15 protein-coding genes are annotated in these 13,352 nt (G+C 40.2%); 4 read left to right on the forward strand and 11 right to left on the reverse strand.

What is annotated here, in order from left to right:
- Window positions 1-4: 4 nt before the first annotated feature.
- The 3 genes from AC0VXV_RS12495 to AC0VXV_RS12505 all read right to left on the reverse strand — a co-directional run bounded on the left by AC0VXV_RS12495 (window position 5) and on the right by AC0VXV_RS12505 (window position 1,926).
- On the reverse strand, window positions 5-442 hold the full coding sequence (locus AC0VXV_RS12495; protein WP_475528493.1) for a DUF1801 domain-containing protein: 438 nt from the start codon (window positions 440-442) through the stop codon (window positions 5-7).
- Between the two features lie 154 nt (window positions 443-596).
- Window positions 597-1,202: a superoxide dismutase gene (locus AC0VXV_RS12500; protein ID WP_008408572.1), complete on the reverse strand. Its 606-nt coding sequence runs from the start codon at window positions 1,200-1,202 to the stop codon at window positions 597-599.
- Window positions 1,203-1,446: 244 nt separating this feature from the next.
- Complete coding sequence (locus tag AC0VXV_RS12505; protein ID WP_475528494.1) at window positions 1,447-1,926, reverse strand: DUF456 domain-containing protein; 480 nt, start codon at window positions 1,924-1,926, stop codon at window positions 1,447-1,449.
- A gap of 145 nt (window positions 1,927-2,071) precedes the next feature.
- Here AC0VXV_RS12505 and AC0VXV_RS12510 point away from each other — a divergent pair, with 145 nt between their 5' ends.
- The 4 genes from AC0VXV_RS12510 to AC0VXV_RS12525 all read left to right on the forward strand — a co-directional run bounded on the left by AC0VXV_RS12510 (window position 2,072) and on the right by AC0VXV_RS12525 (window position 4,820).
- Window positions 2,072-2,578 (forward strand): DUF1189 family protein, encoded by a 507-nt coding sequence (locus AC0VXV_RS12510; protein WP_475528495.1) that lies wholly within the window; start codon window positions 2,072-2,074, stop codon window positions 2,576-2,578.
- A 74-nt stretch (window positions 2,579-2,652) separates the two neighbouring features.
- On the forward strand, window positions 2,653-2,988 hold the full coding sequence (locus AC0VXV_RS12515) for a hypothetical protein (protein ID WP_475528496.1): 336 nt from the start codon (window positions 2,653-2,655) through the stop codon (window positions 2,986-2,988).
- A 128-nt stretch (window positions 2,989-3,116) separates the two neighbouring features.
- Window positions 3,117-4,226: a flavodoxin-dependent (E)-4-hydroxy-3-methylbut-2-enyl-diphosphate synthase gene (gene ispG, locus AC0VXV_RS12520; RefSeq protein WP_475528498.1), complete on the forward strand. Its 1,110-nt coding sequence runs from the start codon at window positions 3,117-3,119 to the stop codon at window positions 4,224-4,226.
- Window positions 4,227-4,244: 18 nt separating this feature from the next.
- Complete coding sequence (locus tag AC0VXV_RS12525) at window positions 4,245-4,820, forward strand: 5' nucleotidase, NT5C type (RefSeq protein ID WP_475528499.1); 576 nt, start codon at window positions 4,245-4,247, stop codon at window positions 4,818-4,820.
- A gap of 76 nt (window positions 4,821-4,896) precedes the next feature.
- On the opposite strand, the gene AC0VXV_RS12530 is transcribed toward AC0VXV_RS12525, so the two are convergent.
- From AC0VXV_RS12530 to AC0VXV_RS12565, 8 genes are all read right to left on the reverse strand, one after another.
- Window positions 4,897-5,709 carry a C40 family peptidase gene (locus AC0VXV_RS12530; protein WP_475528501.1) on the reverse strand — a complete coding sequence of 271 codons (813 nt, stop codon included), beginning with the start codon at window positions 5,707-5,709 and terminating at the stop codon, window positions 4,897-4,899.
- Window positions 5,706-6,491: a serine hydrolase gene (locus tag AC0VXV_RS12535; RefSeq protein WP_475528502.1), complete on the reverse strand. Its 786-nt coding sequence runs from the start codon at window positions 6,489-6,491 to the stop codon at window positions 5,706-5,708. Before AC0VXV_RS12535 ends, AC0VXV_RS12530 begins: the two co-directional genes overlap by 4 nt.
- Window positions 6,492-6,495: 4 nt before the next feature.
- Window positions 6,496-7,434, reverse strand: a complete 939-nt coding sequence (locus tag AC0VXV_RS12540; RefSeq protein ID WP_475528503.1) for a S66 peptidase family protein — start codon at window positions 7,432-7,434, stop codon at window positions 6,496-6,498.
- 3 nt (window positions 7,435-7,437) lie between these two features.
- Window positions 7,438-8,388 (reverse strand): oligopeptide/dipeptide ABC transporter ATP-binding protein, encoded by a 951-nt coding sequence (locus tag AC0VXV_RS12545; RefSeq protein WP_475528505.1) that lies wholly within the window; start codon window positions 8,386-8,388, stop codon window positions 7,438-7,440.
- Entirely contained in the window at window positions 8,381-9,427 is a 1,047-nt protein-coding gene (locus tag AC0VXV_RS12550; protein WP_079527841.1) for an ABC transporter ATP-binding protein, read from the reverse strand. Before AC0VXV_RS12550 ends, AC0VXV_RS12545 begins: the two co-directional genes overlap by 8 nt.
- A gap of 15 nt (window positions 9,428-9,442) precedes the next feature.
- Window positions 9,443-10,429 carry an ABC transporter permease gene (locus AC0VXV_RS12555; protein ID WP_475528506.1) on the reverse strand — a complete coding sequence of 329 codons (987 nt, stop codon included), beginning with the start codon at window positions 10,427-10,429 and terminating at the stop codon, window positions 9,443-9,445.
- Window positions 10,429-11,373, reverse strand: a complete 945-nt coding sequence (locus tag AC0VXV_RS12560) for an ABC transporter permease (RefSeq protein ID WP_475528507.1) — start codon at window positions 11,371-11,373, stop codon at window positions 10,429-10,431. The genes AC0VXV_RS12555 and AC0VXV_RS12560 overlap by 1 nt, the downstream gene beginning before the upstream one ends.
- A 179-nt stretch (window positions 11,374-11,552) precedes the next feature.
- Complete coding sequence (locus AC0VXV_RS12565; protein WP_475531463.1) at window positions 11,553-13,331, reverse strand: peptide ABC transporter substrate-binding protein; 1,779 nt, start codon at window positions 13,329-13,331, stop codon at window positions 11,553-11,555.
- Between the last annotated feature and the right edge of the window lie 21 nt (window positions 13,332-13,352).

Consider the following 13,352-nt stretch of genomic DNA (forward strand, 5'->3'; position numbering starts at 1 on the left):
CTTATTATCTCTGTACTTCACTTTCATAGGTAGCAATCCACTGATCTACCGTCATTTTTTTGCTCAGTTCCCCTATCAGGTCATATGGTATATGTTTTGTTGAGGTCCAGCGAATACAGCTTTTCCCCATATTCAGCTTTGTAGGCACCGCTTCGGCATAAGCTTCCTGAAACCATTTGAGAAGTTCAGGATTACTGTAGATGCCCATATGATAAAGCCCAATATGGCGCTTTTGTGGAGCAAGCGCCAAAAACGGTAATGGTGTGTTCGGTGTTACATGATACCCTTTTGGATAGGTTGTTATTGGTACATTATATACGATCATATTCCGGTCAATTGACTTTTCAAACCCTGGCGGCAAGTTTTCATCAATTGTCTCCATTAATTTTATATAAGCACCGTGCCACTTCTCATCAATTTGCGCGACAAATTCATCAATCATCCACTGCACCCCTATTCTGTTTATTATTTTGAGCGTAGCAGAAAACTGTAAAAAAATACATAAAAAACGCATGGAAGTAATGAAACTTCTCATGCGTTTTCGTTTAAATTATTTTGTATCTGCCGCTTTGCTTTCGGTACAAAAATAACTTTAATTATTTTGCAGCTTGGAATTTAGCTTCTACTACGTCCCAGTTCACTACGTTCCAGAATGCACCGATGTAATCTGGACGACGGTTTTGGTAGTTTAAGTAGTATGCGTGCTCCCAAACGTCTAAGCCTAGGATTGGCGTTTTGCCTTCCATTACTGGAGAGTCTTGGTTTGGAGTTGAAGTAACAGCTACACCGTCACCATCAACAATTAACCATGCCCAACCTGAACCGAAACGAGTTGTTGCAGCTTTTGCGAATTCTTCTTTAAAAGCGTCAAATGAACCGAATTTTGCATCGATTGCAGCAGCTACTTCACCTACTGGAGTGTTAGAACCGCCTGGAGCGATTAATTCCCAGAATAATGTGTGGTTAGCATGTCCGCCACCGTTGTTACGTACAGCAGTTTGTTTGTCAGCTGGTAAAGCATCGATGTTAGCGATTAACTCGTTGATGTCTTTGTCAGCGTATTCTGTACCTTCTACTGCTGCGTTTAAGTTTGTTACGTAAGTATTGTGGTGTTTAGAGTGGTGAATTTCCATTGTTTTTGCATCGATATGTGGTTCCAATGCGTCGTAAGCGTAAGTTAATTCTGGTAATTTGAATGCCATGTTAATATTCCTCCCTGGAACAAGTAATTAATGTTGATTACAATACTAGGTTATCAAAAAATGATTCCTCATTCAATGAAAAAAACAGTAATATTTGCATTTCAGTCTTTTGACGGAAAGGCTGCGGATTACTTATATTGCCTGTTGTTTGTAATCTTTCCTATACCAGTGTAAGCGATACCTATTTGATTTTACAAATATTTGCTCCTCATCATTTCAATCTGCTTCAATTATTAATAAAAAATTAAATGGCAATAAAAAACAAGACAATCATAACTACTTGAATGATCCCTTTTGTTACGACCGATGTTAAGAATCCTACAACTGATCCAACACCGACTTTAATTGCCTGCTGTAGATTGCTTCGTGTCACAATTAATTCACCAATGATCGCACCGATAAACGGCCCCGCGATGATACCCGCAAACGGTATAACAAATGGGCCGATCAATAAACCGATCGTGCTTCCCCACATACCTGCTTTTGATCCGCCAAATTTTTTCACTCCGATCAGATTCGAGATCGTATCTGCCGCAAATAACAGTGCAACAAATAGTAGTTCAATTACCCAGAACCACCACGACAATTCGGTGAAACTATAAAACAGCCCATAAACGATAAACCCGCCAAGTAAAAATAAGACGGATGGGATAATCGGATATACTAAACCGATAAACGCAATAATAAACAGCGCAATAATAAGTGTCCATGCAATAATATCCACTTATTTCACTTCCTTTCTAATCTTCTTCCTATTATGTTTTCACAAATTATACGTAATTTACGAAGAAAAGATTCAATTTAATTTTCCGAGTTCAAATCAAAATTTTTTCATGTTACACTACTTTGTAAAGGAGTATTCGATTATTATGAAAATTTCACATATGCAGTTATTTATACATAGTTTAACGAGCCCTAAAAAGCTGGGTGCATACCGAATTCTATCAATCGGAAAAGTGATGCAGTATGCCTTTTTAATGATTACCCTTATTACTGCTTTTTCATTCGGCCAATTTATTAATGCCGGGACAGCCGAGATTTTCGGCTATTCGGAAATTGAGGAGTATGCACAAAATATTCAGTGGATTGTTTATCCGATTGCCATTGTATTTTTATTTGTACTGAATACGTCGATCTATTTTATTAAAGTAAGTTTGTATGCACTAGCAGGCCAATTTTTCATTAGGCCGATGAGACGCCGGGGCGAATATCGTCAAGTATGGCGAACAGCTGTTTTTTCAAGTACGTGGGGAACAGTATTGACGATGTTCGGAAATCTGTTTTTGATCTCACAAACTATTATCACACTTAGTAGTATTTTTATTACAATGTTCTTTATAATCGTTGCCTTAACAAAATATCCCGTACAAAAATAATAAATTCTCCTTCTGAATCATATAGTTTAACAATCTATTAACGAGTTGAATTGTAGAGAAAAGGAGGATTTTTTTTGCGCTTTTTAATAGCTTCCATTGTTCTTTTGCTGTTTGCATTTGTCATTAAAGTAGATTTACAAGAAGGTACGCTCCCATTAGCATCCTTTTATGCTGCTCCACAATCATGTGAGGAAGGTGAACAAGGAAGCTACGTTGTCGTAAAAATCCAACAGGACGATACAATTTACAGCCTATTTTCAGCAACTCCCTCGCCTATTAAAACCACTTTTCCTGAAAGACTTGCCCAATTTTATCAACTTAATCCGCATTTAAATTTACAGCCACTTGTGCCTGGAGATACCGTCCTAATCCCAATCATCTCGAACGTGAAGGAAAATTGTCTAAATTGAATTCATAATGTTTCTTCCTTGTTCTTCTTTTCATACACTGATAAAATAAGGAACAGTGACGGCTTACATATCGTTATATCTATTAGGAGATGTAACACATTAAAAGCCTGAAAAGGAGAGAATTTTTCATGAGTGAAATCGTTCACCGTACGAAAACACGTCCTGTGCGTGTCGGTAACTTAACAATTGGTGGTAATAACGAAGTCGTAATCCAAAGTATGTGTACGACGAAAACACATGATGTAGAAGCAACTGTTGCCGAAATTAAACGTTTAGAAGAGGCAGGTTGTCAGATCGTACGTATTGCAGTACCCGATGAGCGTGCTGCAAATGCAATACCTGATATAAAAAAACAAATTAATATCCCATTAGTAGCGGATATTCACTTTGATTACAAATTAGCATTAAAAGCCATTGAAGGTGGCATCGATAAAGTACGTATCAACCCGGGTAACATCGGACGCCGCGAAAAAGTAGAGGCAGTTGTAAATGCGGCAAAAGCAAAAGGTATACCAATCCGAATCGGTGTTAATGCCGGTTCTTTAGAGCGTCATATCCTCGAAAAATACGGTTACCCTACTGCAGATGGAATGGTGGAATCTGCATTGCACCACATAAAAATTTTAGAAGACTTGGATTTCCATGACATTATCGTTTCGATGAAAGCATCAGACGTAAACTTGGCAATTGAAGCATATGAAAAAGCATCAAAAGCATTCAATTATCCACTGCATTTAGGTATTACAGAATCAGGTACATTATTTGCCGGTACTGTTAAATCAGCTGCCGGTTTAGGTGCGATTTTATCTAAAGGTATCGGGAATACTTTACGTATTTCTTTATCTGCAGATCCAGTGGAAGAAATTAAAGTAGCTCGTGAATTATTAAAATCATTCGGCTTGGCATCAAATATGGCGACATTAATTTCTTGTCCGACTTGCGGTCGTATCGAAATCGATTTAATTTCAATTGCCAACGAAGTAGAAGAATATATTTCAAAACTGAATGTTCCGTTAAAAGTAGCTGTTTTAGGCTGTGCGGTAAACGGTCCTGGTGAAGCACGTGAAGCGGATATCGGCATTGCCGGTGCTCGTGGCGAAGGGCTTTTATTCATGAAAGGTAAAACAGTTCGTAAAGTTCCGGAAGAAACAATGGTGGAAGAACTGAAGAAAGAAATCGATAAATTAGCTGCTGAAATGGTGGCTAAGCGTGAAGCAGAAGCTAATGCAACTGTGTAAAGAAAAGAGGTAATGGAAATGACAAACTTAAAACATCGGTTCGGCATTGATATTGACGGGACTGTTACATGTCCTGCCACATTGATTCCACATATTAATAAACAGTACAATATTAATATGACGCTACAAGATGTAACGGAATATGATTTTTTAAGTGGCTTTCCGCACCCTGTAGACCGCGCGCAGTTTCAAGCCTGGTTTAAAGAAAACGAGCCACGAATGTATGAAGTGAGTGAGCTTGCTGAAGATGCGCACCGCATTTTAACAGGCTGGCAAAACCAGTATGAGCTTTATTATATTTCTGCACGTGGAGAAAATGTTTTCGATATTACGAAAAACTGGTTTGATCAATTTAAAGTTCCTTACAACCATATCGAATGTATCGGCAGTCATAACAAAATTGCCATCGCAAAAAAGCATGCAGTAGAAGCTTTTTTCGAAGACAAACATGATAATGCAGTGGAAATTGCCGAAGAGCTTAAAATTCCTGTCATTTTATTTGATACGCCATACAATCAAATGCCTGTACCGAATAATGTCATTCGCGTTAATAATTGGGTAGAAGCTAACGAATGGATTCTTAAAAACTTTTAATTGAACGAATCAATTTTCATGTAACTAAAAGGGTCAACTCAGAGTAATCTTGCTGAGTTGACCCTTTTTTATTGGATTAAAAAATGCTGCCGCACTCCGTAATCGTTGTCGCCAAGTCTTCACGGTAATGATCATGCTGCAAGTTCAAGCTATTCACATTGACCTCGTTTCCGCCTAGTGAGGAATGGATATACTCATCATTACCAATATACATCGCTACATGGCCAGGGAAGAAAATCAGATCTCCCGGCTTTAAGTTGTCGCCTTCTATTTTCCTTAATGGGAAACCTTCCTCTATTTTCGCATCACGGTAAATAAAAGCACCGTTCAGCATATACGCCATTGATACAAGACCTGAACAGTCAATGCCTAAAGGCGTTTTTCCGCCCCATCGATATGGTGTTCCCATATAGCGAAAAGCAGTTTCCACGACTTGTTTGCGAAATTCTTCTTCATTTGTCGTATATACTTTAACACGCTCCTGAATCCAGGCTGACCGTACATACCCTTCTTCTCCTGTAACAAGCTGCACTTTTGCCCAAGTTGGATCAAGCCCTGCTTCCAGAATAACTTTAATAAAAGCGCCTCGTGTCAATGTCAGGATGTTTTCACTTTGTATTTTTGGAGCTTTAAGGACATCGGCAAAGCTTTGAGTAACGACATCATTTGCTTCATATACCCAGTTTACTGTAGGTTCAGTTCCAACGTACAAGTTGGATTTTAGTGTAAAGCCTTCGTAACGGTAAAACGTTCGTATTTTGACCCAATTATCATCAATTTCTTCTTGTACTTCGACTGGCATCCCGTACAACGCCTCATCGATTAACTCTGAATGTCGGTCTGGTGCTGCATGTAAACTTGCAATCTTCATTTTCACAACGGCATTCAATCAATTCCCTCCTCCTGTTTTGTAAAATAATCGTAGACTATTTTAGAAATAGTACCAATCGTTTGTCTCGCTTTGTCATTGTCGGTCACTTCTGTAATGAAAACTCCGATAAAATAATCGCGTTCTTTTGCCAAAACAATTCCAGTGTCATGGTCGACTGTATCGAGACCGCCTGTTTTATGCGCGATTTTTACATCATCTACGATATAGCGTTTAAGTGATTCGTGACTGCGCTGCCTGCTCAAAATATCGAGTGCAACTGCATTCCACTCTTTTGTAAGCAGCGTACTTCTATATATTTGCCGGAAAAGGTGTTGCATATCCTGCGCTGTTGTTTCATTATCAAAGCCAAGCTTTTGACGTTCAAAATCCATCATCTTCCGCTGGACCCGAGTATTATGTAAGCCAATTTCTTTAAAATAGTTATTGAATGCATCCATGCCTAATAAATCAATACATACATTTGTAGCTGTATTGTCACTCGTAATTGTCATCCAAAGTAACAGCTCGTGCAGTGTAGCTCGAGTTTGCCTCTGCTCAGTTATAATACTGAACTCGACCATGTTTTCCGGTGCAATTTCATAAACGTGATTCAAATTGCCGTTCGTTTTTTGCAAATGCGCCAAAATAGCAATGAGAATCGGCACTTTGATAATACTTGCACTGCTGAAAATTTCCTCGCCCCGATTTTCCCATACAATCTCGTTAGTATTGTAATCTTCGACAATGACATGCACTTTATATGGGCACTGTGCAATAATGCGATCAAGTTGTTTATGCATCGAACTAACCTACAACCCGAATTGATTTATTCGTCGCATCGACTGTTACGGTTTTACCAAGCGGCAATGACATCGTCGGCAGCACATGACCACATGTTACATCTTTTAATATTGGAATATTCAAAGGTACTAAAATTTCTTCAAATACCGTATCCAAACTCAAATTATTTTCTGGGTTATTTACATCCATTGGCCCACAATCTGTCCACGCACCCAGCACAATACCCGACAGCTGCTGAAGTTTCCCCGACAATGATAGCTGTGTCAGCATCCGGTCGATCCGCTGTACATTTTCATCGATGTCTTCCAAAAACAGAATTTTGCCTGTCAAATCAATCTCGTACGGTGTTCCTAGAGATGCTGCTACAAGTGTTAAATTGCCTCCAGCTAATTCCCCTGTAGCAGTACCGGGAACAACCGTGTTCATATTCTGGCCTTTCGCATTTTCCAGGAAATAATCACTCCATCCGGTATTCGTCACACTGTTGATGAAATACCCCCATGTATAGTCATCCATTTCAGGACGAATAAATTCCGTTGACGGCATCGGTGTATGGTACGTTACAAAGCCGCAGTGCTGACTGAATACAATATGCAGTGCTGTAACATCACTGTAGCCTGCAAATACTTTCGGGTTTTCTCTAATCATCTCCAGATCAAGCATCGGTAAAATTCGTGTTGCCCCATAGCCTCCGCGAATACAAAAAATACCGTCTATTTCAGGATTTCGGAACATGTCATTCAACTCTTTTGCGCGCAGCTCATCACTGCCTCCAAAATAACCGTGTCGCGCTCTGCACGTTTCCCCTACAACTACATGGAAACCCAGCTTCTCCACCGCCTGAATCGCTCGTTCGATACGATGTTCCGGTGTTGCTCCCGATGCGCTGATTAATGCTACAATATCGCCTTTTTTCAGTGACTTCGGAATTATCATTGCCATCGTCTACACTCCACTTCCGGCAAGCACCGCCCGATACTGTGCCTGCTCTTCTTGATTGGCCAATACGAAATGTCCTTCTTCAATTTCAACAAATTCGGGTGGGTCCATTTCATATTGATGGACAGTCGGATCATACACCTGCAGCTTTTTTCTGCGCTCTTTTAACGGATTCGGTTCTGGAACGGCTGCCAGTAATGCTTTCGTATAAGGATGCAGCGGATTATTAAACAGCTTTTCTGTTTCACCTAGTTCAACGATTTTCCCCTTATAAATGACCGCCGTCCGATCAGTTATAAAGCGGACAATCGACAGGTCATGGGCGATAAATAAATACGTTAACTCACGATGTTCCTGTAAGCTGGATAATAAGTTCAATACTTGAGCACGAATCGAAACGTCCAGCGCAGAGATCGGTTCATCCGCTACGATAAATTCCGGTTCCATGACAAGTGCTCTGGCAATACCGATACGTTGACGTTGCCCGCCTGAAAACTCATGCGGGAAACGTGAAGCAAATTCCGGCAGCAGTCCGACTTCCAGTAATGCTTTTTTTACTTTATCGATCCGCTCCTGTTCATTGGTGTACCGTTTATTGTTAATCAGGCCTTCCGAAACAATATAGTCAACCTTTGCACGTTCATTTAAAGATGCGCCCGGGTCCTGGAAAATCATTTGAATCTTTTGTGTAATTTCGCGGTCCCATGCACTGGAAATACGGCCATTAATCGGTTTTCCATGGAATAGAATTTCTCCGTTTGTTATCGGATTAATGCGCATAATCGCACGGCCAATCGTCGTTTTGCCTGAACCGGATTCCCCGACAAGCCCGAATGTTTCACCTTTATATATATCGAAGCTCACATTATCCACCGCTTTGAACTGTTTTTTACCTTGTCCAAAAACGATATCAATATTTTTCACTTCAATCAGTTTTTCATAATTAATTTTAGTCATTTGCATATTGTCTCCCTTCTGCGAAAAAGGCTTGCAACACTTCAGGGGGCTCTACTTTCGGTGCCTTTGGATCAAGCAGCCACGTGCGTGCATAATGGGTATCGGTCACTTTGAAAAAAGGCGGACGTTCAACAAAGTCAATTTTCAGTGCATATTGATTCCTAGGTGCAAACGCATCCCCTTTAATTTCTTTAAATAAATTCGGCGGTGTTCCTTTAATTGAATATAATTCTTCCCCTTTATTTCCCAATTGAGGGAGTGACGAAATTAAGGCCCATGTATACGGATGTTTCGCGTCGAAAAACACTTCCTCAGTTTGTCCAACTTCAATAATATCCCCTGCATACATAACTGCTATCCTGTCCGCAACTTTTGCCACGACACCTAAATCATGCGTAATATAAATTGTCGTCAACAAATACTTCTCCTGCAAATTTGTTAACAGCTGCAAGATTTGCGCCTGTATCGTTACATCCAGTGCTGTTGTCGGCTCATCACATATTAGGATTTGCGGGTTGCAGGCAACAGCAATCGCGATTACGATTCGCTGACGCATCCCGCCGGAAAATTCATGCGGGTATTGCTTATAGCGGCGCGCAACATCATGAATCCCAACATCACGCAGCAGCTGCAATGTTTTTTCATATGCTTCGTTCCCTTTTAATCCTTGGTGCAGCACGACACTTTCTTCAATCTGTTTTCCAATTGTTTTCAGCGGATTAAGCGAAGTCATCGGGTCTTGTGTAACCATGGCGATTTTTTTGCCGCGAACTTTGAGCCAATCCGCCTCTGTTTTGAATTTCGATAAATCATGACCATCAAAGTGGATTTGTCCATCCGCAATATAGCCGTTTTTATCAAGCAGACCCATGATAGACTTTACTAACACCGATTTCCCTGAACCTGATTCCCCTACGATTGCAAGACTTTCTCCCTTATATAAATCGAGCGAAATATCTCGGATAGCCGTCAATGTTTGTCCACGCAGTTTAAATTTTATGACTAGATTTTCGATGGATAATATTTTTTCCTGTTCCATATAACGCCCTCCTCTTTAAACGTGATTTTTCGGATCTGCCGCATCTGCAAATGCATTCCCGATAATATAAAAGGCAATTGTAATGACACTCAGCACGATACTTGGGAAAATAAGCTGATAACGTAAATCCGGTGACATCATCAGTACCCGTCCTTCATTGATCAAGTTTCCTAATGATGGCTCACTAACCGGCAATCCGAGGCCGATATATGTTAAAAATACTTCCGCACCAATTGCAGCCGGCACTGCTAAACTCATTCGCAGCATAATAACCGAAATTAAATATGGAAGCAGGTTTTTCAAGATAATTTTGTAGCCGGGCGTTCCTAATGTTTTGGATGCCAGATTGTACTCACGGTCGCGCAGTATAACGATCTGATTTCGCAGGAAGCGTGCCATTTCTACCCAGCCTGTTATACACATGGCGATAATGATCGTCGAGACGCCAGGTCGTAAAATATACGCCATTAAAATCAGCACAATCGTTGTCGGAATATTATCCACGATATTGTATAGTTGGGTGATCGGTGCCTCGAGTTTTCGCGAATAGCCCCATAAAGCCCCTACTGTAAAGCCGATCAGCACTTCGATAATAGCTACAGCAAAACCGATAAATAATGAAGTTCTTGTCCCTTCCCAAATTCGGGACCACAAATCCTGACCGATGGAGTTTGTCCCAAAAATATATTCATCATTTGGAGCAACATTCCGGTCCTGCATTCCTGTGTCCGGATTTAAATAAATTTGAGTCGGCGATTTCTGATCTGGTAAATAAGGTTGGACAAATGTAAATGCAATCAATACGATCACAAAGACAAGCAAAAATACAGCAATTTTATTTTTACTAAAGGAGCGGAAGGTCGAACGCCAATAAGAGTAATTGGAATAAGCTGTTTCTTCCGCTTTTGCATCATCGACAGCGGCAAAATCAAACATATGATCCTGCAGCTGTTCTGTTGATTTTTCCGAAATATTTTGAATCTCTTTCGTGAAAATTCCCATTAGCGTACACTGTCCCCTTTCCCTAGTTTAATTCGAGGGTCAACAATTGCCATCAGTAAGTCCCCTAAAATTAACCCAATGATCCCTAGTGAAGAAAATACAAGCACTAAACCTTGTACGACATTGTTATCCTGGCGCTGTATCGCATCTACGAGCAATCCACCCATACCTGGAATCGAAAATAATGATTCAATGTAAATCGAACCGGTAATCGTAAATAAAATTGTTGCAGGTAAATATTGCGCCATTGGTATGAATGCATTTCTCATCACATGGCGGAACATAATCGTACGTTCTGTCACACCTTTTGCACGTGCAAGCTTAATATAATCCTTGTTCAGCTCATCTACCATATAGCGTCGCATCCACATTGCATAAGAAGCAATCGGACCAAGTGCCAAACAGATTAACGGTAAGATAAAACTCCGTGGATTGTATTCATCAAACAGCATCGGCAAATTGAACCATTCCGAAATATACATTTGAATCATAAGGAAATACACCATCGCCGGTACTGCTACTACAATAACGATATAGCCTGTGCCGAGCCTGTCGAGCCAGCGTCCTTTAAACTGGGCCATTAAAATGCCCAACGGTACTCCAACTAGTAGTGAGAGCGCTACAGCCCCTAATCCGAACAAGATAGAATACATCATTTTATCTTGAATAATGTCAAGTACTGGTACATCTGTACGGTATGTAATCGATTTTCCTAAGTCGCCTTGAATAAGGTCAATGTAGAAGTTTTTTAGTTGGACTAACAACGGATCCCGTAAGCCAAGATTTGTTAAATAGATTTCCTGTTGTTCTGGCGACATCTTTTCTGCTGCCGCGCCTAAATAGCCTTCGTCAGGCATTAATCGTAACAGGGAGAAAACTATTGTAATGATGATAAATAACGTCAATATGGATTGCGCGAATCGTTTCGCAATATACTTTAACAAACACGTTCCCTCCTCAGTAATTCTTCAGCGTTATGCGTCCGGTGTCTTGTTTGTCGCTTGCGTCAATTACTCTTTTAATGAATTCGTAACATCGCCCGAATGAAGTATATAAAAGCAGAAAGGAGATGCAGAAACATCCTGTCATCTCCTAATCTACCTCCATTTAAAATGCCTCCGTATTAATTAGAAGTGTTTGCTAATGCTTCCGCACGTTCTTTTTCCCATGCTTCTTTAGCAGACTTGAATTCTTCATTACTCATTGGCTTTTCTAGGATAGACTGACCTTTAAACTTCTCGGATGTAACACCAAATGGCGAATATTGTGATTCAAATGGATTTAATTTTGAAGCAGTATAACCACCGCCGCCTACAGCATACGGAATAACAAATGCTTCCTCAATTAAAAATGCCTCTGCCTTTGCAAATAGCTCATAACGTACTGCCGGATCTACTTCTGCTTTTGCAGCTTCGACTAGCTTGTTATATTCACTGTTATAACCTTCTGCCATTTCCGGCTTATTATATGTTCCTCCTTCTGTAAATGGATCTGTATACGTGGACGGGTCAGCAAAGTCCGGACCCCAGTTTGCTTCGATCATTGAGAACTTACCAGGGCGACGTACTTCACCAAGGAATCCTGTCGCTGGACCTGCAAATAGTTCCACATCGATGTAATCAGCACCTAAAAGGTTTTCAAGCTGTTGTTCCACTACTTGTGAACGGTTTGCCCATTCTGGTGAACCAGAGTTGTATGGCAATAATACCTTTACTGGGAATGTTGCTTTACCAGCTAATGCAGCCAACGCCGCCTCTTTATGTTCAAGAGCTAAATCTTTGTTAAATGAATCTGTTTCTGTAATTGCTTTTAATGGCTCAAGCATTGTGTAATCTACACCTTCAACATCCACAAAGTTCTTCGGTGTAATTGTATTTGATAATAAATCTTGTGGATTGTATGGCTCGATTGTTAACATCGCCGATACACGGTCAAGCGCATGATAAAGCGATTTACGGAAATCTTTATTGTTTACTGCGACTTTCCAGTTTTCAGGCTCATACTCTGCATCATATTGTGGATCAAAGTTTAATGCATAGAAGTATGTGTAGAAGTTATTTGTGTTTTGGCGTACTAAATCTTTTTTGTCGTCACTGTTTAACCATTCATCCAAAATGGATGTCGGAATTAATGCACCATCAATTTCATCACGTAAGAACAGTTCAGGTGCAACTGTTGCTGCTTCTTTATTGTACTTATAGCGGATACGATCGATTTTCACTGTTTCTTTATCCCAGTAAGCATCGTTTTTCACAAGTACACGCTCATTCTGAGGTTCGAATTTATCTAAAATATATGCGCCATTATATAAAATATTCTCGCGAGTCGTTCCGAACGCATCGCCTTTTTCAGCTAAGAATTCCCCGTTTACCGGGAAGAAACATACATAGTTCAGCATCGATAAAAAGTATGGTGTCGGAGCTTCCAATGTATATTCAAGCGTTGTTTCATCAATCGCTTTAATACCTACTTCCGAGAAATCCGTTACTTCGCCATTGTAGAAGGCATCACCATTTTTCACGACTGTTGCAATCCACGCTGTTGCAGATTCGTTTTTCGCATCAAGCACATAATTTAAACCGTCTACAAAATCCTGTGCCACAACATTTTCTACATCTTTACCTTCATGGTCTACCCACTTTACATCATCACGAAGTTTGAATGTCCATACAGTTGCATCTTCATTGGATTCCCAGCTTTCTGCTAATCCCGGCTTAACAACTCCGTATTGGTCATATTCTATTAATCCTTCTACTAAATTTGCAGATAATGCAAATTCATTTGTTTCTGCTGTTTTTAAATAGTTCAGCGTTTTAATTTCACCCGAATACACTGTTCGATATTCCGATGCTTCACCAGAATCCGATGAATCACCACATGCTGCTAGTACGAGTACAAACATACAAAGTAATGCTAACAAAGA

This window comes from Solibacillus sp. iso_87, from assembly GCF_056173085.1.

Coding starts and splice junctions, on each gene's coding strand:
- AC0VXV_RS12495 (WP_475528493.1), bottom strand. CDS start 442: ATGATTGATGAATTTGTCGCGCAAATTGATGAGAAGTGGCACGGTGCT.
- AC0VXV_RS12500 (WP_008408572.1), bottom strand. CDS start 1,202: ATGGCATTCAAATTACCAGAATTAACTTACGCTTACGACGCATTGGAA.
- AC0VXV_RS12510 (WP_475528495.1), top strand. CDS start 2,072: ATGAAAATTTCACATATGCAGTTATTTATACATAGTTTAACGAGCCCT.
- ispG (WP_475528498.1), top strand. CDS start 3,117: ATGAGTGAAATCGTTCACCGTACGAAAACACGTCCTGTGCGTGTCGGT.
- AC0VXV_RS12525 (WP_475528499.1), top strand. CDS start 4,245: ATGACAAACTTAAAACATCGGTTCGGCATTGATATTGACGGGACTGTT.
- AC0VXV_RS12535 (WP_475528502.1), bottom strand. CDS start 6,491: ATGCATAAACAACTTGATCGCATTATTGCACAGTGCCCATATAAAGTG.
- AC0VXV_RS12540 (WP_475528503.1), bottom strand. CDS start 7,434: ATGGCAATGATAATTCCGAAGTCACTGAAAAAAGGCGATATTGTAGCA.
- AC0VXV_RS12545 (WP_475528505.1), bottom strand. CDS start 8,388: ATGACTAAAATTAATTATGAAAAACTGATTGAAGTGAAAAATATTGAT.
- AC0VXV_RS12550 (WP_079527841.1), bottom strand. CDS start 9,427: ATGGAACAGGAAAAAATATTATCCATCGAAAATCTAGTCATAAAATTT.
- AC0VXV_RS12555 (WP_475528506.1), bottom strand. CDS start 10,429: ATGGGAATTTTCACGAAAGAGATTCAAAATATTTCGGAAAAATCAACA.
- AC0VXV_RS12565 (WP_475531463.1), bottom strand. CDS start 13,331: ATGTTTGTACTCGTACTAGCAGCATGTGGTGATTCATCGGATTCTGGT.